The 21,525-nt window shown below is 72.1% G+C and carries 21 protein-coding genes; 15 read left to right on the forward strand and 6 right to left on the reverse strand.

Going from position 1 to position 21,525, the window contains the following annotated elements; translation table 11 throughout:
• The 3 genes from ACFYW1_RS16305 to ACFYW1_RS16315 form a co-directional block, all read left to right on the forward strand.
• The coding region (locus ACFYW1_RS16305; RefSeq protein WP_388992375.1) for an SUKH-4 family immunity protein at positions 1–1,439 on the forward strand (1,439 nt) is incomplete at its 5' end.
• 207 nt (positions 1,440–1,646) lie between these two features.
• Positions 1,647–2,540 (forward strand): cellulose-binding protein, encoded by an 894-nt coding sequence (locus ACFYW1_RS16310; protein ID WP_388992378.1) that lies wholly within the window; start codon positions 1,647–1,649, stop codon positions 2,538–2,540.
• Positions 2,541–2,897: 357 nt separating this feature from the next.
• Positions 2,898–4,727: a protein kinase gene (locus ACFYW1_RS16315; protein WP_388992381.1), complete on the forward strand. Its 1,830-nt coding sequence runs from the start codon at positions 2,898–2,900 to the stop codon at positions 4,725–4,727.
• Between the two features lie 19 nt (positions 4,728–4,746).
• Here the strand turns inward: ACFYW1_RS16315 and ACFYW1_RS16320 are convergent, their stop codons facing one another.
• Positions 4,747–5,136: a hypothetical protein gene (locus ACFYW1_RS16320; protein ID WP_388992384.1), complete on the reverse strand. Its 390-nt coding sequence runs from the start codon at positions 5,134–5,136 to the stop codon at positions 4,747–4,749.
• A gap of 519 nt (positions 5,137–5,655) precedes the next feature.
• On the opposite strand from ACFYW1_RS16320, the gene ACFYW1_RS16325 reads away from it, so the two are divergent.
• The 6 genes from ACFYW1_RS16325 to ACFYW1_RS16350 all read left to right on the forward strand — a co-directional run bounded on the left by ACFYW1_RS16325 (position 5,656) and on the right by ACFYW1_RS16350 (position 10,259).
• Positions 5,656–6,453: a MarR family transcriptional regulator gene (locus ACFYW1_RS16325; protein WP_388992387.1), complete on the forward strand. Its 798-nt coding sequence runs from the start codon at positions 5,656–5,658 to the stop codon at positions 6,451–6,453.
• Between the two features lie 191 nt (positions 6,454–6,644).
• Positions 6,645–6,887 (forward strand): hypothetical protein, encoded by a 243-nt coding sequence (locus ACFYW1_RS16330; RefSeq protein ID WP_388992390.1) that lies wholly within the window; start codon positions 6,645–6,647, stop codon positions 6,885–6,887.
• On the forward strand, positions 6,859–7,386 hold the full coding sequence (locus ACFYW1_RS16335) for a DUF6879 family protein (protein WP_388992392.1): 528 nt from the start codon (positions 6,859–6,861) through the stop codon (positions 7,384–7,386). The genes ACFYW1_RS16330 and ACFYW1_RS16335 overlap by 29 nt, the downstream gene beginning before the upstream one ends.
• Complete coding sequence (locus tag ACFYW1_RS16340; RefSeq protein WP_388992395.1) at positions 7,386–8,231, forward strand: helix-turn-helix domain-containing protein; 846 nt, start codon at positions 7,386–7,388, stop codon at positions 8,229–8,231. The genes ACFYW1_RS16335 and ACFYW1_RS16340 overlap by 1 nt, the downstream gene beginning before the upstream one ends.
• Positions 8,232–8,883: 652 nt before the next feature.
• Complete coding sequence (locus ACFYW1_RS16345) at positions 8,884–9,192, forward strand: hypothetical protein (protein WP_388992398.1); 309 nt, start codon at positions 8,884–8,886, stop codon at positions 9,190–9,192.
• Positions 9,193–9,398: 206 nt separating this feature from the next.
• Entirely contained in the window at positions 9,399–10,259 is an 861-nt protein-coding gene (locus tag ACFYW1_RS16350; protein ID WP_388992401.1) for a hypothetical protein, read from the forward strand.
• 174 nt (positions 10,260–10,433) lie between these two features.
• Here the strand turns inward: ACFYW1_RS16350 and ACFYW1_RS16355 are convergent, their stop codons facing one another.
• Together ACFYW1_RS16355 and ACFYW1_RS16360 are read right to left on the reverse strand one after the other, a co-directional pair.
• Complete coding sequence (locus ACFYW1_RS16355; protein WP_388992404.1) at positions 10,434–10,781, reverse strand: hypothetical protein; 348 nt, start codon at positions 10,779–10,781, stop codon at positions 10,434–10,436.
• A gap of 2 nt (positions 10,782–10,783) precedes the next feature.
• A complete protein-coding gene (locus ACFYW1_RS16360) occupies positions 10,784–11,287 on the reverse strand; it encodes a PPOX class F420-dependent oxidoreductase (protein ID WP_388992407.1) in 504 nt (167 codons plus the stop codon).
• 106 nt (positions 11,288–11,393) lie between these two features.
• On the opposite strand from ACFYW1_RS16360, the gene ACFYW1_RS16365 reads away from it, so the two are divergent.
• Positions 11,394–11,771 (forward strand): PadR family transcriptional regulator, encoded by a 378-nt coding sequence (locus tag ACFYW1_RS16365; RefSeq protein WP_388992410.1) that lies wholly within the window; start codon positions 11,394–11,396, stop codon positions 11,769–11,771.
• Entirely contained in the window at positions 11,768–12,355 is a 588-nt protein-coding gene (locus ACFYW1_RS16370) for a hypothetical protein (RefSeq protein WP_388992413.1), read from the forward strand. Before ACFYW1_RS16365 ends, ACFYW1_RS16370 begins: the two co-directional genes overlap by 4 nt.
• Positions 12,356–12,401: 46 nt before the next feature.
• Here ACFYW1_RS16370 and ACFYW1_RS16375 read toward each other — a convergent pair whose 3' ends face one another.
• Positions 12,402–13,991 (reverse strand): cation acetate symporter, encoded by a 1,590-nt coding sequence (locus ACFYW1_RS16375; protein ID WP_388992751.1) that lies wholly within the window; start codon positions 13,989–13,991, stop codon positions 12,402–12,404.
• A 26-nt stretch (positions 13,992–14,017) separates the two neighbouring features.
• A complete protein-coding gene (locus ACFYW1_RS16380) occupies positions 14,018–14,467 on the reverse strand; it encodes a DUF485 domain-containing protein (RefSeq protein ID WP_388992416.1) in 450 nt (149 codons plus the stop codon).
• Positions 14,468–15,166: 699 nt separating this feature from the next.
• Here ACFYW1_RS16380 and ACFYW1_RS16385 point away from each other — a divergent pair.
• Together ACFYW1_RS16385 and ACFYW1_RS16390 are read left to right on the forward strand one after the other, a co-directional pair.
• The gene (locus ACFYW1_RS16385; protein WP_388992419.1) at positions 15,167–15,955 is read left to right on the forward strand and encodes an ABC transporter ATP-binding protein; all 789 of its coding nucleotides are present in this window, start codon (positions 15,167–15,169) and stop codon (positions 15,953–15,955) included.
• Positions 15,952–18,540, forward strand: a complete 2,589-nt coding sequence (locus tag ACFYW1_RS16390; protein ID WP_388992422.1) for an ABC transporter permease — start codon at positions 15,952–15,954, stop codon at positions 18,538–18,540. Before ACFYW1_RS16385 ends, ACFYW1_RS16390 begins: the two co-directional genes overlap by 4 nt.
• A gap of 264 nt (positions 18,541–18,804) precedes the next feature.
• Here ACFYW1_RS16390 and ACFYW1_RS16395 read toward each other — a convergent pair whose 3' ends face one another.
• Positions 18,805–19,071 (reverse strand): type II toxin-antitoxin system Phd/YefM family antitoxin, encoded by a 267-nt coding sequence (locus ACFYW1_RS16395; protein ID WP_388992425.1) that lies wholly within the window; start codon positions 19,069–19,071, stop codon positions 18,805–18,807.
• Positions 19,072–19,324: 253 nt separating this feature from the next.
• Here ACFYW1_RS16395 and ACFYW1_RS16400 point away from each other — a divergent pair, with 253 nt between their 5' ends.
• Together ACFYW1_RS16400 and ACFYW1_RS16405 are read left to right on the forward strand one after the other, a co-directional pair.
• Complete coding sequence (locus tag ACFYW1_RS16400) at positions 19,325–19,576, forward strand: hypothetical protein (protein ID WP_388992428.1); 252 nt, start codon at positions 19,325–19,327, stop codon at positions 19,574–19,576.
• Positions 19,577–19,586: 10 nt separating this feature from the next.
• A complete protein-coding gene (locus ACFYW1_RS16405) occupies positions 19,587–21,521 on the forward strand; it encodes a BTAD domain-containing putative transcriptional regulator (protein ID WP_388992431.1) in 1,935 nt (644 codons plus the stop codon).
• The last annotated feature ends 4 nt before the right edge of the window (positions 21,522–21,525 follow it).

Raw genomic sequence — 21,525 nt, forward strand, 5'->3', positions numbered from 1 at the left:
GGGGCCCGCCCGGGCCGCCTGGGGCTCCTGGTACGCCTCCGCCTCCGCCGGGTTCGACGCCTCCGCCGGGTGGCGGTGTGCATCATGCCGCGACGATGTTGGCCGATCCGAGCATGATGGGTGGCCCCGGTGCGCCGCAGCCTCCGGGCCCGCCCGGTGCTCCGGGTGCTCCTGGTGCGCCGCAGCCGCCTGGTCCTCCTGGTGTTCCTGGGGCGCCGCAGCCTCCGGGCCCGCCCGGGCCGCCTGGGGCTCCTGGTACGCCTCCGCCTCCGCCGGGTTCGACGCCTCCGCCGGGTGGCGGTGTGCATCATGCCGCGACGATGCTGGCCGATCCGAGCATGATGGGTGGCCCCGGTGCGCCGCAGCCTCCGGGCCCGCCCGGACCTCCCGGTGCTCCCGGGATGCCGCCGGGTCAGCACACCCCGCCGCCCGCCGCGTACGGCTATCCGCAGGCGCCGAGCGGTCAGCCGTCCGTCGGCCCCGGCTACCAGGCCGTGCTGCGCTACCGCGGGCCCGACGGCAGCGAGCAGCAGCTGATCCGCCGCTCGGCGCCCGGCACCCCGCACCCCGAGTGGCAGATGCTGCACGAGCTGCGGGCCATGAACGTGCCGCCGCAGCAGGTCATCGAGCTGCACACCGAGCTGGAGTCCTGCGAGCTGCCCGGCGGTTACTGCGCGCGGATGATCCGGGAGACCTGGCCGCAGGTGCGGATCACCAGCGTCGCCCCGTACGGCACGGATCACGCCAGCCGTCAGCAGGGCATGCAGCACCTGCTCACGCACCAGGGCGAGCTGCACCAGGTGGCGGACGGCCCGGCCCGGCCGGCGCCGGTGCGGGCCCCGCTGCCGCAGCTGCCGCCCGCGCCGCAGGTGCCGCCGGAGGCCATCGCGGAGGAGCTGGCGCAGGCGTTCGGGCCGCAGGGCATCCTCCGGTTCGACCAGCGGTCCGTGTCGCGTCAGGGTGTGCCCGAGGAAGTGGCGCGCACGCTGGTGTGGGGCGGGCTGCCGGCGGACTTCGGTCCGTTCTTCTGGGCGCAGCCGGGGCAGCCGGTGGTGCCGACGCTGGCCGAGCTGGCCGCGCAGCGTCAGGTCCAGGCCGCTCCGGACGCGGGGTCGTACCTCGTCATGGGGTCCGACTTCGGGCGGGCGCTCTGTGTGCAGTACGGCACCGCGAACATCGTGGCCGTGCCGGTCGAGGCCGGGCCCGGCGGGCAGCCGGCGCCGCCGCAGTTCGTGAACACCGGGCTGGCGGAGTTCCAGCGGTCGATGGCGCTGCTGGGCCGGATGTGGCGGCTGCGCTTCGGGCTCAACCCGGAGCAGGCGGGCCGTTGGACGGTCGACTTCCAGGCACAGCTGGTGGCGCTGGACCCGGCGGCGCTGGCGTCGCCGGAGAGCTGGTGGTCGGTGCTCCTGGAACAGATGTGGGACGGGTTGCTCTGACCCGGCAGGTTCCGTACGGTGCCCGGCTCCTCGACGAGGGGCCGGGCACCGCGCTGTGCACGGCGGGTCACGGACCGTGCGGGGCCCCGGCCTGTGATGCCCGTCGCTTCCGTCCGGAAAGCAGTTGATCGATTCCGACTTCTTGACCAATTGCCGCATCCTTGACGTAATGCCGGTGGTCGGAGAGTCGGAAAGAGGCGTCAAGGGATGAGTTCTGCACGGGTGTCCGCGCATGGCTTCGTCGGCGTACGGGGACGTGGCTACCGTCCGGAGCAGGTGGACCGTTTCGTGGCCGGGCTCTCGGCCGAGCGGGACGCGGCGCTGGAGGAGCTGTCCCGGCTCACGGCGCTGGTGGAGGAGCTGTCGGCCGAGTCGGTGCGGCTGGGCGAGGCCGTCGCCGCACTGGCCCCGCAGGAGTACGAGTCGCTGAGCGAGCGCGCCCGGCAGATCCTGGCGCTCGCCCGGGAGGAGGACCGGGCCCTGCGCGAGGCGGCCGAGGAGGAGGCCCAGGCGCTGCGGGACGCGGCGGCCGAGGCGGGCGCGGCGCTCGGCGAGTCGGCGCGTACGGACGCCGGGGCGATGCGGGAGGCGGCGGAGAAGTACGCCGACGAGACGCTGGCCGTGGCCCGGGGCACCGCTGACAGGACGGTCGAGGAGGCCCGCGAGGAGGCCGCCCGGGTGCGGGAGGAGGCGGAGGCCATGATGGCCTCGACGGCCGAGCGCACCGCGAGCGTCCTCGCCCACCAGGAGCAGGAGCACGCCGAGCGGTGGCAGGCGGCCGAGCAGGAGATGGCCGAGGCCGAGGCCGCGCAGGCGGCGCGGCACGACGAGGCGATCCGGCGGGCGGAGGACGGCCTGGCACAGGCGCGGCGGGCGCTCGCGGAGACCGAGGAGGCGGCGCGGCACGGCCAGGAGGACGCCGAGGCGCGGGGCGCGGAGCTGATCGCGGAGGCCCGGGTCCGTGAGGAGCGGGTGGTGCGGGAGACGGAGCGGATCCTGCGGGAGCACGAGGAGGCCCGGGAGGAAGTGCAGGCGCACATGACGCACGTACGGAACTCGCTGGCGGCGCTGACGGGCCGGGTGGCCCCGGCGGAGAACTGAGGCCACCGGACCCGTGCCGGCCCGGTACGCCCTGCGGCGCGCCGCATCACGGCGCCCCGGCCCCGTACCGCGTCGCCCGGCCCCGTATCGTGCCGCACCGCGTCGCCCGGCCCCGCAGCGCGCCGCACCGCCCCGGGCCTCCCGTTCCCGCTCCGGGAACCCCCGCTGCGGAGGTTTCGATTCCGCCCAATCGGCGGCTCCTTGAACGCAGTTGGGGTGTTCGTTTGCCCGTTCGGGCTGGGCTAGCCTGTGGCCATGCACGGGGGGCCTGAACAAGAATCACGTTTGCGGGGCAGCGGGGCGGAGCCGACGGAGCCGGACGATCCCCGGCGGATCGGCGCCTTCAGGCTGCTCGGCGTGCTCGGTACCGGTGGCATGGGCCGGGTCTATCTCGGCACCTCGGCGGGGCGGTACGCGGCCGTCAAGCAGGTGCTGCCGGTGCTCGCCGCGGACAAGGACTTCCTGTCCCACTTCGGGCACGAGCTCGACAACCTCGCCAAGCTGCCGGCCGGGGTCAGCGCGCGGCTGCTGGCCAGCGACCGCACGGCGCAGCCGCCGTGGTTCGCCACGGAGTACATCCCCGGCGTGACCCTGAGCGACGCGCTGCGGCTGAACGGCGGCCCGCTGCCCGCCGACAGCCTCTGGCGGCTGCTGCGCGACGGGGCGAAGGGCCTGAGCGCCGTGCACGCCGCCCGCATGGTGCACCGCGACCTCAAGCCCTCCAACGTCATGCTGACCCTCGACGGCGTGTCCCTGATCGACTTCGGGGTGGCCCGGGCGGCCGACCAGAGCCGGGTGACCAGGACCGGCATGGTCATCGGGACGCCCGCCTACATGGCTCCCGAACAGGCCCTGGCCGAGCGGGATCTGACCGGTGCGGCGGATGTGTTCGGACTCGCCGGGCTGCTGCTGTTCGCGGCGAACTGCCGCCCGCCGTTCGGCGACGGGTCGGGGCCGGGCCTGTTCTACCGCATCGTCCACACCGAGCCCGATCTCGGCCGGCTGCCCGGGATCGATCCGGAACTGTCCGCCCTGGTCGAGGCGTGCCTCGCCAAGGACCCCGCGGACCGGCCCGCCGCCGCCGAGATAGCCGAGGCCGCGGACGCCCATGTGCCGGCCGCGGCAACGGAGTTGTGGCCGTCCGCCGTCACGGAGCGGATATCCGAGCGGGCGGTGTTCGCGGCGACCCCGCCACCGGCCGACGAGCCCGAACCGGAGCCCGAACCGGAGTCGGACACGCACGCGGCGGCGGCCCCGGCCGTGAAGATCGACCGGTCGGGGGCGGCCGAGGGGGAGGGGGACGGGGAGACCGGCCCCATGGCCCGCAAGCCGCGCGAGCGCCGCCGCCCCCGGATGCTGCTCGTCGCGCTCCCGATCGTGGTCGTGGGCACGACCGTGACCATCGCGCTCGGGCCCTACGAGATCGGCCCCTCCCGCGGTTCGGGCGACGCCGGTTCGGCGCCCTCGGTCACCGTTTCGCCGACGGGCCCCGGTGCGGACGGCCGGACCCCGGGCTCCGAGGCATCGCCCTCCCGCTCGTCCGGCTCCGCGTCGGCCTCGCGTTCCGCCTCGCCGGGCAAATCCGGCGACAAGTCGAAGAACGGCGACGACGGAAAGGGTGCGGGCGCCGGTGACGGCGGCACCGGGGACTCCGGTTCCGGCGGCGCCGAGGACGGTCCCGGATCGGGTTCCGGATCGGGTTCGGGTTCTGGTTCCGGCGGTTCCAGCGGCTCCGGTTCCGGCTCCGGCGGCTCGGGCGGCGGCGGACAGGAACCGGCGCCCTCGGGGCAGTACTACCTCAAGAACGCCTCCGTGAAGCGGTGCCTGGGGGAGTCCTACTCCGAGTTCGGGGGCTCCATGATCATGAACTCGGTGTGCGGCGAGCCCGCGCACAACGGGGCCACGCTCTACTACAAGTGGACGTACCGGCCCACGTCCGGCGGCAAGTTCAAGCTGGTCGGCCAGGGCAGCGGCAAGTGCCTCAAGTCCAACGGCTACGCGGGGCTGAGCACCGAGGCGTGCAACTCCTCCGACTCCCAGACCTGGCGGATCGGGGCCAGGACCTCGAACGGCCACACCCTGGTGAACGTCGCCGAGAACAGCTGCCTCCAGGCGTTCAGCACCATCGGCTTCCAGATGGCGGCTTGCAACTCCTCGAACGCGGACCAGCTGTGGCGCAACTCCTGACGACCGACGGCCGACAAGCTCAGCCGGACCCGGCACTCCCGGCGTCGCGGAACTGCTGAAGCAGCTCCCGGGCCGGGGCGCTGTCCGGATCGAAGCCGTGGAGCCCTTTCTGCTGGTCCGGGACGCCCGGCCCCCACAGCCGTACTCCGTGGCAGCTGAAGCAGAAGGCCAGTTGGAAGAGCAGGCCGTCGGCACCGTGGACCCGGATGCCCCAGCCCGGGGAGAAGCAGCGGTGCAACTCGCTGTCCGGCAGGCCACCGATCAGGGCCAGGATCCGATCGGTCCGGGGCGCCCCCCAGAGGGCGACCTCGTCGCCGGTCAGGTCCTCGGAACCGAAATGCCTTATCGGATCGGTTATGCGGACGACCTCGATCAGTTCGGCCTTCTCGCGGGTGATCGGAAGCAACATGCGCACAGGATCGCCGATCACGCCAACGTGCACCAGGAGCGCGCACCTCGCACCGCCCGGAACCCGAGCTTCGGGAACCGGGACCCGAGCTCCGGGACGGCCCCGTTCACTCTTCGGTGGGTACGAAGGAGGCTCCCGGAGCCGGGACTTGAGCTTCGGGATTCGAGGGCCGGGATTCGAGCGGTGTTGTTCAAGCGGTTGGTTGGCCGGTTGGGTTCGGGAACACCTCCCGCCCCTCCCTGACCCGTAACGGCCAGCAAGTATGACTAGTTGTGACCGAGTTGCGGCGAAGGGTCACGGCTGTCTACGGTGCCGAACGTAACGACCCCGGACGCGGTGTTGACGCACCGGCCGGGGCCTGACCTCAAGATCGATCCACTGAAAGGCGATCCCGTGGCTGTTGCCGACCTTAGCCCTGCCCTGCACGTACCCGCATCCCCGCGCCCCCGCGAGGGCGCCCGCCCGAACGTCAGGCCGGGTTACGGGAAGCGGACCGTTCCGGAACAACGCCCGCCCCACGTGGACGACTTCGCGCTGCTGCCCGAACGGGAGCGGCACATCGCGGGCTACATCGACGCACTGCCCGAGGGCGGGGCGATGGACATCAAGGCGCTGGCCAAGATCCTGCCGTTATACGGCCAGATGGCCGTCGGCAGCGCGCTGAAGGCTCTGAGCGTGGCCGGTCACCTGCGCCGCGTCCGGGAACAGAGCGGCGAGGGCGACCAGGTCCGCTGGTCCACCCGCACCTACTGGTCGCGGACCGCCCACGACAACGAGTGGTGGACCACCTTCCTCACCACCGAGACCGCGCCCGTACCGGAGCCCGCGCCCGTACCGGTATCCGTCCCGCAGCAACGCACCGCAGAGCCGGAACCGCAGCCGGAGCCCCGGCCGGAGCCGGAAGCGTGCGAAGAGAAGCGACCGTCGCGGGCGTTCATGACCCTGGCCCGCCTGGGCCGCAGGGACGCCCGGCTGGCGCTTTCGGCGGCGGACTGTGCGGAGCTGGAACAGCTGGCGGCCGAGTGGTTCGAACGGGGCGTGGGCGCCGAGTACCTGACGAGTGCCCTGACCTCCGGGCTCCCCGATGCCGTCGGTTCGCCCTTCGGCTTCGTACGCCGCCGCCTGCGCGACAAGCTCCCGCCCCGCCTGCCCGCCCCCACTCCCCGGCCCGCACCGGAAGCCCCCGTACGCCGCGTGCTGGCCGAGTGCACCGAGTGCCGCACACCCGGCCGCCCCGAAGCGTTCATCGACGGCCTGTGCAAGCCCTGCCGCCAACCCGAACCCGACACCGAGCCCGGTACCGGCCCGAGGCCCTGACCATCACCACACCGTGCGGCGGAAGGTGCCGAACACGTTGGTAAGTGTCGCGTTCGCGTCAGGGGGAGTCCGATCCTTGGCCGGGCAGGGGTGGGTTCGTGCATTTGGGCTCCGTGTGAAGGGCGCTCTCGACACCATGGGAGCACTCGCTGTGGAAGAACTCGCGCAAGACCCACCAACTGGAGGCGGTCGTGACCTTACATTTCGTTGCGAAGGACCCGGAGACAAACGGCGACCACTGTCCGACGATCTGGTTCGACGACGTGGCGCAGGAGTTCGTCGTCCAGGGATGGAAAGCTGGCGCGGGGCTGGAGGCGAAGTGCCGGGAGTCCGGCCCGATTCCGGAGACCGAGACGGTTGTGCGTCTCCCGGCACGGATGGCTGAGGCGCTGAAGGAGGTGCTCGATGTCGCGGCCCGTACCGCCGTTCGCTGAGCTGCTCGCCCAGTGCACGACGTCGGCTGTGCACCTGGAGACCAGGGACGTCTACGCGGTCGACGAGGAGGACCAGGACCTGAAGTCCTGGCGCGCGGATGACTTGGCGCCCGTCGGCGACCGTAGCGCCTGGTGGGGGCCGTTCCACGATGCCGTTGCCGAGGCCGTCGGCCGGGGGGTCGTCGTGCAGCGGGCCCGGGTTGTCAGCCTGCCGGCCACTGAGTACATCCGGTTCGAGCACGCGTGCACCCCGCGCAATCTCGCGGCTGGTGAAGACGTGCGGTGGCTGCCCCGGGGGCAGGCGCTCGGTCTGCTCCTGCCCGCCCACGACTTCTGGCTGTTCGACGGCCGGCTGATCCGGTGGCACCACTTTGCCGGTGACGGCGTCCACCTCCATGACGAGCTCGACAACCGGCAGGACGTGGCCGAGCAGACTGCGGCCGTATTCGATGCGGTGTGGAGCCGGGCGACGCCGCACCAGGAGTTCACGATCAGCTGATGGTGCTGTCCCCGTCAACCCGAGTTCAGGAAGCACGCGACCGCGTGGCGAGCCGCCTGCGCGCCCTCCGGATCGATGCGGGCCTGACGGGGCAGCAGCTGGCCGAGCGCCTCGGTTGGCAGGGGTCCAAGGTGTCTCGGCTGCAGTCCGGTCGAACCCAGCCCTCGGCCCGCGACATCGAGGCGTGGAGCAGAGCGTGTGGCGCCCCCGGCGAAGCCATCGACATCGTGGCCGCCCTTCGCCAGGCGCAGGAGATGTACACCGAGTGGCGGCGCGTCCAGCGCGCCGGCCTCCGGGGTGTCCAGCAGGCCAGGCGACCACTGTACGAGCGGACGACTGTGATGCGGGTCTACAGCTCCAGCGTCATCCCCGGCATGCTCCAGACCCGCAGCTATGCCCGGGCGCTCCTTGCCGAGATCTCCCGGTTCAACCGGACGCCGGACGACTCGGACGCCGCCGCCGACGCCCGAGTGGAACGATCGCGCATCCTCCAGCGTGCGGGCCGACGCTTCCCCATCCTCATCGAGGAGTCGGTGCTGCACCGCCAGATCGGCGGAGCGGACGTGATGACCGAACAGCTAGGGCATCTGCTTCGGGCAGCGAGCTTGCCCTCCGTGACGCTGGGCGTCGTCCCGGCACGCTCCGGAGCGATGTGGCCGTTGGAGACCTTCACGGTCTTCGACACCGAGCAGGTGACGGTGGAGCTCCTCACCGCCGCGATCACCATCACTGCGCCGTCCGAGGTGGCGCAGTACCTGGCTTCGCACGACGAGATGAGCGCGGTTGCCGTGCACGGTCCGGGTGCTGTTCGGCTGATTGCCCGGGCTGTGTCCGCCCTCGCGTAGAAACCCGTAGAAACTTCGGCCTTGTGGCTGCTCCTGATCCCTACCGTCGGCAGTACTACTCACCGACCGTGAACAGGGAGGCGGCAGTGGCGGATCATTCAGAGGTCGTAACGTTCGGCTGGTGCGACTGGCACAAGGGCCTGTCTGGTTCTGCGGTGCTGATCGACGTCGGCGGGGAGGAACGTGACCCCTCGATCTCGCGGTACGCGTGCGCGCCGTGCCGGGAGCAGCGCGGCCTTCGACCGTATGACGGCGGGCGGTCGTGACCACGGCGGCGCCGATGCCGGCCCGTTCGCCCGGCGACGACGCGTACCGCGCGCTGCTCGGCCACACCTACAACTGCGCGGCATGCCGTGCGGGGGCGCACTGTGTCACCGCGGTTCGGCTCGGTCGTGCCTGGCGGAAGGCCCGCCGGTGAAAATCTGCGTCGACTGCGACCGGGGCATCACCGGCGACCACGTGACCGTCGCCCGCGGCGACTCGATGCTGGTGCTGCCCCGACGCGCGATCTGCCGCAGTCCCCGGCCCTCCCGGGCGGTAGGTCTGCGCACCCGAACGGGCTCCGCCACCATGTCTCCAGCCGTCGGATCGGACGTCACCACCCATCCAACCGACACGATCACCAAACCGGCCGACCCATGTGGTCAGAGCAATGGACGACATCGCGGACCAGGGCGGCGAAGGCGGCCGTCTCGCTGCCGCCCTGCGCGACGAACTGAACACCGCCAAGGCAGAGCCGTGCGCCACGCTGGAACTCGACCTGGACGCGATCCGCGCGATGTACCCCCCGAAGCCGATCGATGACGGCTCGGACGTGTATGTGCCGCTGCCTCATCGGGTGCACTGGAGAAGCACCGACGAAAGGTGCCTCGTCCCGGTGACGGAAGTCGCTGGTGGCGGGGCACCTTTCCTGGTGTGTCCGGACCTCCTGTCGGGGCTGCTGCTCGATCGCGGGGGCTGAGCGCTTTGCCTCCCCCCTTCATCACACCGATGTGCCCAGGTGCATGATGTGCCTGGACACGGGGAGGACGCATGACGCAGACCACGCCGCCGACATGGGGGCCGACACCGCCGGGGACTCCTGGGAATCCGGGCGTGCCGCCGCCGGGGTTCATGCCCGTGCGGCCTCCGGACGGCGGGAACGTTGCGGTGTTCACCGTCGGGGCTGTGGCAATCGGGGTTGAGACCGTGATCGCCGCGCTGGTCGCCGGCCTGTACATCTTGCAGTTCGAGTCCCACGGAGGCGAAGGCGGCCTCGGATGGCTGTTCGGCACCGTGTTCGCGCTCGTGCTGCTGGCAGTCATTTCGGTGATCGCAGCGCTGGCCGGTTCGGCGATGGCGGTGCTTCCCCTCGTCCTTCTCGGGCGTGCGGTGGCCCGCCGTACGGGTCGGCGCGACAGCTGGCAGCTCACCCTGGCCACTGTGGCGGTCGTTGCCGTCGCCCTGGCGCTGCTCATCGGCTCCTTCATGCTCCTGGTCGGCTTCGGCGACCTGCTCGTTTATCCCGTACTTGCCCTCAGCCTCATCGTCGGGCTGGCACCCGCGACCCTGTGTGCCCGGGCAGCGGGGAACCCCGGGAAGCCCGGGGCCCGATGGCGGGTGCTCGGGGGTGTGGCGCTGGGCGGTCTGGGGCTGCTCGCGGTGACGCTTGCGGGCGGGGTCGCGGCGTACAGCTCGGGGATCCTCAAGATCTACGAACCGCCCCGGCTCACTGAAGCCGACATGGTCGGCACCTGGACGGACGGCGACGGCGGAAGTCTCCGCTTCGAGGCGGACGGCACGGTGACGGCGAAGGGCGTCAACGAGTACGAGGCCACGGGTGAGCAGTCCGGTGCCTGCAACCGCACCGGGAAATGGCAGCTGACCGAGAACGAGGATGCCGGTCGGCCGCTCGAACTCGGCATCGCGGACTGCGAGAGTCTGTCCTTCGGCTGGGACATCGGCGGTACGGAGGAACACCCGACGGTCTTCACCTGGATCGGCGAGCCGGATTCGGGTGAGCGGTACATCCTTACGCGGCAGCGGTAAGCCATCCGGTGCCGAGGTCTCGGGCCTGACCGGGTGCGGGTGTGCGGTCAGGCCGCCCTCGATCCGTGGCCTCCACCGCCACATGGGTCCCGGCCGACTGCCCCGAAGCGACGCCGTGAGCACCACGCGGTACGCAGGAACGTGGGAAACGATCTCCACCGACGTGGGATGGCACTAGGGCTTGTGGTCCGGGACCGGCTCGGGCAGGCCCGCGTACCAGCCCTGGGCGGCCAGCCAGAAGCCGGTCAGCGCCATGGCGACGAGTACGACGCGGCCCGCGTATCCGGCGGCGGGCGGTGGTCCGGTCAGCCATCGTCGGGGCAGCAGCCACGCCGACAGGGCGGCCGCCACCCCGAGGAGAACGGTCAGCGGAAGTTCCGCGTACAGCACGCTCCAGTCCGGCCCCGCTTCGAATCCGGCGCGTGCCCGGAGCTCGGCGTCGGCGGCCCATCCCAGCAGCCCGACGAATCCACCGGCCAGGCCCACCCCGGCACCGCTCAGCGCTTCGACCCGTTCCCTCATGATCATTGGAGACGTCGGCCGCTTCGTGGGAGTTCCCGAGAGTTCGTGGGAGTTCCCGGAGCGGGACGGGCAGGGGTGCCGGGAGGGGGCTGGACGGCCCTGGTGGCGCTGCCGAGGATCTTGGTCGGGGTGATGCGGGCCACGACCCGGACGTGCTCCGGCGGGGCCTCCAGGTACTCCTTGCCGCCGCCCGGGCCGAGGTACTCCTCGGCTATGCGGACGGCCACCGCGCGCCCGGTGTCCTCGGTGACGGTGGCGGTGCCGCGGATCTCGACGTACAGGTCGGGGTCGGTGGGGTCGAAGACGGTCAGGCCGACGCGCGGGTCCCGGATCATGTTCCGTTCCTTGCGCCGGCCCCGCTGGGTGGAGATCAGCAGTTCGCCGCCGGCGCGGCTCACCCAGACCACCGAACTCTGCGGGCCGCCGTCGGGGTTGAGGGTGGCCAGGACGGCCGGGTGAGGTGCGTCGAGCAGGTCGCGCACGGCGGCGTTCATTTCAATGGACATGCCCGGGAGCCCAAGGGGCCGTCCGGGCGGTCGGGCCGGGGCCGGTCATTGCCTTGTGCCACAAGTATCTTGCGGCACAAGACAACGCTCGACTACCTTGTACCGCATGACAAAGGGGCTGCCCGCCAACGGCGACCAGCGTCGCAGCCAGCTGCTGCGCGGAGTGCTCGATCTGTGTCTGCTGTCGCTGATCGCCGAACGGCCGCGCTACGGCTTCGAGTTCGTGGCGGCGCTCGCCGACAGCGGGCTCGATCTCGTGAGCGAGGGAAGCATCTACCCGCTGCTCGCCCGGCTGGAGCGGGACGGGGTCATCTCCTCGTACCGCGCCCCGTCGGCCAGTGGCGGTGCCCCGCGCAAGTACTACCGCCTGACCGAGGCGGGACATGTCGAACTGGCGAGTGGCCGGGCCGTGTGGCATGCCTTCAGCGGGCATGTGGGGCGGATCCTGGCCGTCGCGGAACCCACGGGGGGAAGTGCATCATGACGAACCGGCGAACCATGACGAACGAGCAGGTGCTCGCGGTCTGCCGCAGCAACTGGGCGTACCGGGGCATCGACGACGAGTCCATCAAGGAGATGCTCGACGAGCTCTCCGCCCATCTGGAGGACGCGGTGGCCGCGGGCCGCACGCCCCAGGACGTCGTGGGCGACGACGTCAAGGAGTTCGCCGCGTCCTGGGCGCGGGCCCGCGCCCCGTTCGGCCATCGGCTGCTGCGCGCGGCGGCCATGGCCTGCTCCGCGCTCGGCGGGCTGATCCTGATCGTGTGCCTGATCCGGTGGTCCCCCGAACGGGCCGTGGGCGTCGACGACCTCGTCTTCTGGGGCGTCGTGGCGGCGGTCACGGTCACCTGGGAGCTGCGGCGCGGCAACCTGGGGCTCGGCAGGAACGCGGCGGTCGGCCTGGTCGTCGCCGTGGCCGTGGTGCTGGTGTCGCGGTGGCTGGGCGGCGGCGAGGCACTGTTCACCGTGCCGCTGTGGGCGGCCCCGGTGCTGTTCCTTCCCGGACTGTCGTACGCCCTCGCCGACGCGCGGCGCAGGAAGGCCGCCGCGCCCGGCGCCGACCGGTAGGGCTTCACCGGTCGGTCCGGGCGGGGCGGTCTGGGCGGACCCGGGGTCAGCGTGGTGACACCGGGGGTGCTCCCGCCAGGATCCGGGGCTCCTCCGCCTGGTAGAGGCGGCGGGCCGCGGGGGCCGTGTGGCGGGGGAGGACCGTGCCGAGCCAGCCCGCCAGGAAACCGGCCGGGATGGAGACGAGGCCGGTCGTGGTGTACGGGAACCAGTTGAAGTCGTGGTCGGGGAAGACCGAACTGGGCGAGCCGGAGACCAGATTGGTGCCGGTGATCAGGACCAGCACGGAGAGCGTGCCGACGACGAGGGTGCTGAGCAGCCCGGCTCGGGTGAAGCGGCGCCAGAACACGCTGTAGACGAGCGCCGGGGACAGGGCGGACGCGCCGACGCAGAACGACAGCGTGGCCAGGGCCTGCACGTTCCAGTGCCGGGCCATGACGGCGAGCGTGGTGGCGAACAGGCCGACGACGATCGCGGCGGCCTGGGCCGTACGCATCTCGGACAGGCCGGCCAGCGGCTTGCGGTCCGGGCGGCGCACGCCGTGCAGGCCGTGCGCGAACAGGTCGTGCGCCAGGGAGTTGGCGCAGGCGAGGATCATCGCGGCGACGGAGGCGAGGAGCGTCAGGAAGATCGCCGTCGTCATGGTCGTGACGATCAGCGCCCCCGCCCGGCCGCTGCCCGCGACGACTCCGCTGATCTGGAGGATCGCGCTGTTCCCGGAGGCGCCGGCCTCGGTGATGCGCTCGTGGCCGACGAGGGCGCCCGCGCCGAGGCCGATCACGACGAGCAGCAGACAGATCGTGGCGACCACCCCGACCGCCCAGGACAGCGAGCGGCGCATGGCCGCGGTGGAGCGGGCGCTCGTCATGCGCATGGTGACGTGGGGCAGGCAGGCGGCGCCGAGGACCACGGTGAGTTCGGAGCTGACCATGTCGAGTCCGCTGCCCTCGAACTGGAGCCCCGAGCGCAGATAGGCGGCCCCGGCGCCGCTGCTCTGCCGGGCGGCCCCGAGCAGGGCGCCGGTGTCCCAGCCGAACCGGTCCATGACCAGGACGGCGATGGTGAGCGAGGCGACGAGCAGGACCACGGTCTTCACGATCTGGATCAGCGCGGTGCCCTTCATGCCGCCGATCGCCGAGTAGCCGATCATCAGGATGCCGAGCCCGATGATGGCGCCGGTGCGGAACCCGGAGCTGTCGAAGCCCAGGATGAAGGACAGCAGGTCGCCGCTGCTGGCGAGCTGGACGACCATCATGGGGACGAGCGCGGCGAGGGTGACCGCGCAGGCGGTGATGCGGACGGCGCGGCCGGGGGCGCGGCGCACGAGCAGGTCGCCCATGGTGAACCCGCCCGCGTTGCGCAGCGGTTCGGCCAGCAGGAACATCAGCAGGACGAGCGAGAGCGTGATGCTCAGGGCGAGGATCGTGCCGTCGTAGCCGGTGAGGGCGATGATGCCGGTGGTGCCGAGCACGGTGGCCGCGGAGAGGTAGTCGCCGGCCAGGGCGAGACCGTTGTACAGGGGCGGCAGCGTGCGGGAACCGGTGTAGAACTCGGCGAGGTCGTCGCGGTCCGGGCCGGTCATCACGCAGAGCAGCAGTGCCACCGTGGCCACGGCGAGGAAGGCCACCAGGGACATCGACTGCGCGGAGTCGTCGAACACGTTCACCGGCCCTCTCCCGCTCTTCGGAGCCGGGCGGCGAGCGGGTCGACCGCGCGGCGGGCGGTCCGCTCGTACCGGACGACGGCGAGGACCGTCACGGGGACCTGGCACAGCCCCAGCGCGAGGCCGACGTTGAGGCCGGCGAACAGGGGCCGGCCCATCAGGTCCTTGGCGAAGCCGGAGAGCAGCAGGAAGACGACGAAGTAGCCGATCGCGGTCAGGACCGCGACGCGGCGCAGCGAACGGTACGAGGTGCGCAGCCGACGCAGGTCGCTGTGCCGGCCGGGAACGGGCGGGGGCGGGCCGGACGGGTCGTCGGGCGCCGGGGGGCCCGCGTTCTGCCAGGGCAGCAGATGGTCCGGACCGTGTGGGGGCCGGTGCCGCGGGGGCTGCTGCGGCAGCCGTCCGGGCCAGGAGGAGTACGGGGACGGGGGCGGTGCTCCGTGCGGCATGGGGGGCTGCTCCTTGCAAGGCTCGGTTCCTGGTCCGGACGGCAAGGCAGGAGTGCGTTGGTGCGGTCGGAAGCGCGAACATTACTCGTGAGTACGGCAGTTGGGGAGGGGGGCGGCCCGAATTGCCGGTGGTCATTGTCCAGTTCACGGAGCCGGTGAAACCAGTGGTGCGGATGGTTCCGGCGGAATTCCTTCCCCGTGCACGTACCCGCCGGGGTCGTCCTCGGGCGGGAGGGCCGCGCCGGATGCGGCGCCGCTGCTGAGGGGCGGGTCCGGTGACCGCCGTGGTCCCGGGCGGCTGCACCCGTGGGTGCAGTCCCTGAGAAGGGTCTGCACCCTGGGGGCGATACCCCTAGGGGGAGCTCCCCACATCTGGGCAGGGGCCGTTCCTCCCGGCGGAGGACGTGACCGAGGGGGGCCGTTCCTTAGCGTGTTCTTACATCGAGAAAACGGCTCGAACCCGTCGCGGAAGCGGCGGGCCGCAAGGGGGGAGGGCGGGGGCGACCCCGCCCTCGGGGTGGGGAAAACCCCACCCCGGGACTGTGCCGCGCACCAGTGCGCCGGCCCCGTCCGGACCAGCAGGCTTCATGGCACCGGCACGCCGGGCGACGGGGCCCGCCAAAGCGCCGGCCCATCCCGCGCCGCTCGGCACCCACCGGCCGGCGCCCACACCGATCGACACACACAGGGGGCAGAACCGTGACAACGGCTGTGACCATTCCCAGGCACGGGGGTACTGGCGGGCTTACGGCCGTTGCCGCGCGAGCGCGGCAGGTCGTCAAGGCGTACGGGTCGGGGGAGACCCGGGTCGTCGCGCTCGACCACGTCGACGTGGACATCGCCCGCGGGCAGTTCACGGCGATCATGGGACCGTCCGGCTCCGGCAAGTCGACCCTGATGCACTGCCTGGCCGGCCTGGACACCGTCTCGTCCGGGCAGATCTTCCTCGACGAGACCGAGATCACCGGGCTCAAGGACAAGAAGCTCACCCAGCTGCGGCGGGACCGGATCGGCTTCATCTTCCAGGCGTTCAACCTGCTCCCCACGCTCAACGCGCTGGAGAACATCACGCTGCCGATGGACATCGCGGGCCGCAGGCCGGACGCGGACTGGCTGCGCCAGGTCATCGACACCGTCGGCCTGTCCGAGCGGCTGCGGCACCGGCCCACCGAGCTCTCCGGCGGCCAGCAGCAGCGCGTCGCGGTGGCCAGGGCGCTCGCCGCCCGGCCGGAGATCATCTTCGGTGACGAGCCCACCGGGAACCTGGACTCGCGGGCCGGTGCCGAGGTGCTGGGCTTCCTGCGCAGGTCGGTCGACGAACTGGGCCAGACCATCGTCATGGTCACCCACGACCCGGTGGCCGCCTCCTACGCGAACCGGGTGCTGTACCTCGCCGACGGACGCATCGTCGACGAGATGCGCGACCCGACGGCCGACCAGGTCCTCGACCGCATGAAGGACTTCGACTCGCGCGGGCGGACGTCATGACCGTCTGGAAGACATCGAGACGCAACTTCTTCGCGCACAAGGGGCGCATGGCGCTCTCCGCCGTCGCGGTCCTGCTGTCGGTGGCGTTCGTCTGCGGGACGCTCGTCTTCACCGACACCATGAACACCACGTTCGACAAGCTCTTCGCGGTGACGTCCGCCGACGTCACCGTCAACCCGAAGGGCTTCGAGGGCCACGACGAGGCGGCCGCGGGCAACGGCAGGCCCGCCACGGTGCCCGCCTCCGCCGTCGAGCGGGCCGCGTCGGCCACCGGCGCGCAGTCCGCCGAGGGCGCCGTCGTCAGCATGTCCGTCACCGTCGTCGACCGGCACGACAAGAACATGGGCTCCTCCACGGGCGCCCCGACGATCGCGGGCAACTGGACCAGGAACGACCTGCGTTCCATGGAGATCGCCTCCGGTCACGCCCCGCGCGGACCGACCGAGGTGATGGTCGACGCCGACACCGCCGACAAGCACGGCCTGAAGCTCGGCGACGAGCTGCGCACCATCACCGCCTCCGGCGACATCGAGGCGCGGATCAGCGGCATCGCCGCCTTCAAGGTCACCAACCCCGGTGCCGCGGTCGTCTACTTCGACACCGTCACCGCGCAGAAGAAGCTGCTCGGCAAGTCCGACGTCTTCAGCCTGGTCTCCGTGACCGCGAAGGACGGCGTCGGCGACGAGGAGCTGAAGAAGAACGTCGCGGCGGCGCTCGGCGACACGGACCGCTACGAGCTCCAGACCCAGAAGGAGGCCGCCGCGGCCAACAAGGACTCGATGGGCTCCTTCCTCGACGTCATGAAGTACGCGATGCTCGGCTTCGCCGGGATCGCCCTCCTCGTCGGCATCTTCCTGATCGTCAACACCTTCTCGATGCTGGTCGCCCAGCGCACCCGCGAGATCGGCCTGATGCGGGCCATCGGCTCCAGCCGCAAGCAGGTCAACCGGTCCGTGCTGATCGAGGCGCTGTTCCTCGGCGTCGTCGGCTCCCTCCTGGGCATCGGCGCCGGGATCGGCCTCGCCGTCGGCCTGATGAAGCTCATGGGCGCGGTGGGCATGGAACTGTCCACCGGGGACCTCACGATCGCCTGGACGACCCCGGTGGTCGGCCTCGCGCTCGGCATCCTCGTCACCGTCGTCGCCGCGTACTTCCCCGCCCGCCGGGCCGGGAAGATCTCCCCGATGGCCGCCCTGCGCGAGACCGGCACCCCGACCGACGGCCGCGCGGGCCGGGTCCGGGCCGCGATCGGCCTGGTCCTCACGCTCGCCGGCGGCGCCGCGCTGTTCGCCGCGGCACGGGCCGACGAGTCGGGACAGGGCTCGATGCTCCTCGGGGCGGGCGTCTTCCTCACCCTGATCGGGTTCATCGTGATCGGCCCGCTGCTGGCCGGTCTGGTGGTCCGGGTGCTGAGCGCGGTCATGCTGCGGATGTTCGGCCCCGTCGGCCGGCTCGCCGAACGCAACGCCCTGCGCAACCCGCGCCGCACCGGCGCGACCGGCGCCGCCCTGATGATCGGCCTCGCGCTCGTCGCCTGCCTCTCGGTCGTCGGCTCCTCCATGGTCGCCTCCGCCACCGAGGAACTCGACAAGTCGGTCGGGGCGGACTTCATCATCCAGCCGTCCGGCGAGGGCGGCGGGCTGATCGTCGAGCAGGCCGTGAAGGCGCTCGGGACGGTGCCGGACATCGAGCACCTCACCGAGTACAAGGTGGTCGGCGCCTCCCTCACCGCCCCCGACGGCACCACCGGTGACCAGACCCTGACCGCCGTCGACTCCACGTACCAGGACGACGTCCGCCGCGAGACCGTCTCCGGCGAGCTGACCGGCGCGTACGGCAAGGACGCCATGTCGGTGGGCGAGACGTACGCCACCGAGCACCACGTCCGGGTCGGGGACCGGATCGCCGTCGCCTTCGAGGGCGGCGAGACGGTGAAGCTGAAGGTCGCCGCGATCACCTCGGACGACGTGAACATCGACAAGGGCGCGATGTACATCGGCACCGCGACCGCCGAGCGGTACGTCCCCGCCGACGTCCTGCCGGACAACACGGTCATGTTCGCGAAGGCCGCGGAGGGCAAGGAGAAGGAGGCGTACGCCGCCCTCCAGGACGCCCTCGCCAAGTACCCGCAGTACGAGGTGCGCAACCAGGCCGACTTCAAGGAGCAACTGAAGGACCAGATCGGCCAGTTGCTGAACATCGTCTACGGGCTGCTGGGGCTCGCGATCATCGTCGCGGTGCTCGGCGTGGTGAACACCCTGGCCCTGTCGGTGGTCGAGCGGACCCGCGAGATCGGCCTGATGCGCGCCATCGGCCTCTCCCGCCGCCAGCTGCGCCGGATGATCCGTCTGGAGTCCGTGGTCATCGCGGTCTTCGGCGCCCTGCTCGGCCTCGGCCTGGGCATGGGCTGGGGCACGGCGGCCCAGAAGCTGCTGGCCCTGGAGGGCCTCGGCGTCCTGGACATCCCGTGGCCGACGATCCTCACGGTCTTCGTCGGCTCGGCCTTCGTCGGCCTGTTCGCCGCGCTGGTCCCGGCCTTCCGCGCGGGCAGGATGAACGTCCTGAACGCGATCGCCACCGACTGACGCGGACCCCGCCGCCCCGTCGACGGGGCGGCGGCCCACGTAGGATGACTGACCGGCCCGGCCCCGGGGTGTTCCTCCAAACACCCCGGGGCCGGGCCCGTTCCACGGTGCCGCCGTCAGGCGGGCATGACGGCGGCACCGTACTTGGGGATCCACTGGTCGCGGGTGACGAGCGTCATCGATTCCCGAGGCCCTGCTTGATCGCGATCTCCCACGGGGTCACGGCACCGACATGGACTTCGGGCCCGGTGCGCAACAGGTCCTTCAGACCGTCGGACAGTTCGGACGAGGGCGCATCCCGAACGCGTCGGCGATGTCGTCGGGAAGCTCGTCGAAGTCCTCGGCGATGCGGATCCGCCCCCGGAGCACCCCGTAATCGGTCCGGTCGGCCCTGGGGTGCAGCGGCACGACCTTGGCGATGGGCTCGCCCGCCCTGCTGATCACCACCTCCTCGCCGGTCTCGACCTGCTGCAGTATCCGGGAGAAGTGGGTCTTGGCCTCGTGCACGTCGTACTGCCGAGCTGCTGCCACGACTGCCTCGCAGGGAACGGGCGGAGAGGACCGGATACGGACCAAGGGTAGTTCCGCCGGCACCGGACAGACACCCGGCACCCCTTCGTCACCCGGCGCACCGTTTCGGACACGGTGGCCGGGCCCCTTGCACGAAGCTGCCGCGGGCCGTGCAACAAGCTGACACGACGGGCCCCGTTTCCGTGCCCTTGCCGCTGGCATCGTCGTCGCTGCCGGGAACCCCCGGCGGGACGCAACAGCCGAAGGGGAAAACGTGTTCAGGTCCTCGCTCTCGCGGCGGCGCACCGGCGCTGCGCGCACTGCCGCCGTCACCGGTCTCGTCCTCGTCTCGCTCGCGCTCTCCACCGGGGCCGCCACCGCGGCGGACACCGGCTCCCCGGCCCCGCAGCACCCGGCGACGCACGACGTCGGGGCGTTCTGCGAACGGATGGGGGACCTGACGGACCTGCTCCCCCTGCCCTCCGCACCGGCGACGGTGTGCAAGCTGGTCAACGGCTGGGACTAGGACCGCCGTGATGAGGTTTCAGCTGCTGGGGCCGCTGACCCTCGCCGACGGCCCCGAATCGGTCGTGCTCCAGCCGTCGAAGCCGACGATCCTGCTGGCCGCGCTCCTCCTGCACGCCAACGCCGTGGTGTCCGCCGACTACCTCCAGCGGGCCGTGTGGGGCGAGGAGCAGCCCGCCACCGCCAAGGCCGCGCTCCAGACCTGCGTCCTGCGGCTGCGCCGGCTGTTCGCCAAGCACGGGGTGACCGAGACGTCGATCGAGGCGGTGCCGGGCGGTTACCGGATCACCGCCGAACCGCACTCCCTGGACCTGCTCGGCTTCCGGGACCAGGTGCGCAGGGCGGTGCTCCTGTCGGACGACCCGGAGGCGGAGCTCTGCGCCCTCAAGGACGCGCTGTCGCTGTGGCAGGGCTCGCTGCTGGCCAACGTGCGCTCCGACGTGCTGCACCGGGACGAGGTGCCGCGCCTGGCCGAGGAACGGCTGCGCAGCGTGGAACGGGTCTGCGACCTGCTGCTGGGCCTGGGCCGTTACGGGGAGGCCCTCGTCGAACTGTGGACCGCTACGCGCGTATACCCCGGCCACGAGCGGCTCCACGAGCAGCTGATCGAGGCCCTCTACCGGACGGGACGGCAGACCCAGGCCCTCGCGGAGTACCGCAGGGTCAAGGAGTTCCTGCTGGACGAGCTGGGCGTCGACCCCTCCCCGGCCCTCCAGCAGCTGGAGCTCGCGATCCTGCGCGGCGAGGACCCGGGGACGGCCGGCCGGCCCCACCGGCTCCCCGGCGACGCGCAGCTCCCCGACGCCGACCGGCCGCACGCCGTCGCCGTGCGGGTCGTCGAGGGCGAGGTGGTCGCGGGCCGCGCCCCCGCCCCGTATCCGTCCGCCCCGGCCCCGTACCCGTCCGCCGCGGTCGTGCCGGCGACGGCCGCCGCGGCCGTACCGGAACCGGCCGCCCAGGCCCTGCCGGAAGCGGCCGTGCCCGTGCCCGTACCGGTGCCCGCCGTGCCGAACTTCACCGGGCGGGACGCCGAGACCGCCGCCATGGTGGCCCGCCTCACCGCCCCCGACGCACCCGGCGAGGACGGCCGGCACCCGTTCGCCGTCCTGGTGTCCGGCGCGCCCGGCATCGGCAAGTCGGCCCTCGCCCAGCACGTCGCCCACCTGGTGCGGGACGCCTTCCCGGCCGGCCGGCTGCTCGTCCGGATGACCCGCCCGGACGGCGAACCCCGCCCCGCCGCCGAACTCGCGGCCGAGGTCACGGCGGCCCTGCACCCCGGCCGGACGGCCGGACGCGCCCTGCTCGTGCTCGACGACGTGGTGGACGCCGACCAGGTGCGCCCGCTGCTGCCCGCCGTCGCCCAGGCCCGGGGCGCGGTGATCGTGACCAGCCGGATGGGGCTCGCCGGACTCGTCGCCACGCACGGCGGCTGGGTGCACCGGCTCGCCGCGTTCACCGGCCCGGAGTCGTACGCGCTGCTGCGCTCCGTGCTCGGCGCCGAACGCGTCGAGGCGGAACCGGAGGCCGCGCACCGGCTCGCCGCGCTGTGCGGCCACTTCCCGTTCGCGCTGCGCATCCTGACGGCCCGGCTGCTGACCCGGCCCGCCCTGGGTCTCGGCGACGCCGTCGGCTGGCTGGCCGAGGACCCCCTCGCCCGGCTCGCCCTCACCGACTGCCCGGGGCTCTCCGTGACCGGCCTCCTCGACGGCGCGCTGAACCGGCTCGACCCGCGGCTCTCCGAGGCGTTCTCGCACCTCTCGGAGCTGCCCGGGGACACCTTCGCCGCCCGGGACGTCCCGGCCGTCACCGAAGCGGCGCTGGAACGGCTGGCCGACGCCGGACTGCTGGAGGACGGGCCGCCGGGCCCGTACCGCATCCATGAACTGCTCCGTGTCTACGTACGAAGAACCGACCAGGAACGCATCCGCCGCACAGAGAAGGTGTGACCCC

The sequence above is a fragment of the Streptomyces sp. NPDC002669 genome (assembly GCF_042889165.1).
Classification (GTDB): domain Bacteria; phylum Actinomycetota; class Actinomycetes; order Streptomycetales; family Streptomycetaceae; genus Streptomyces.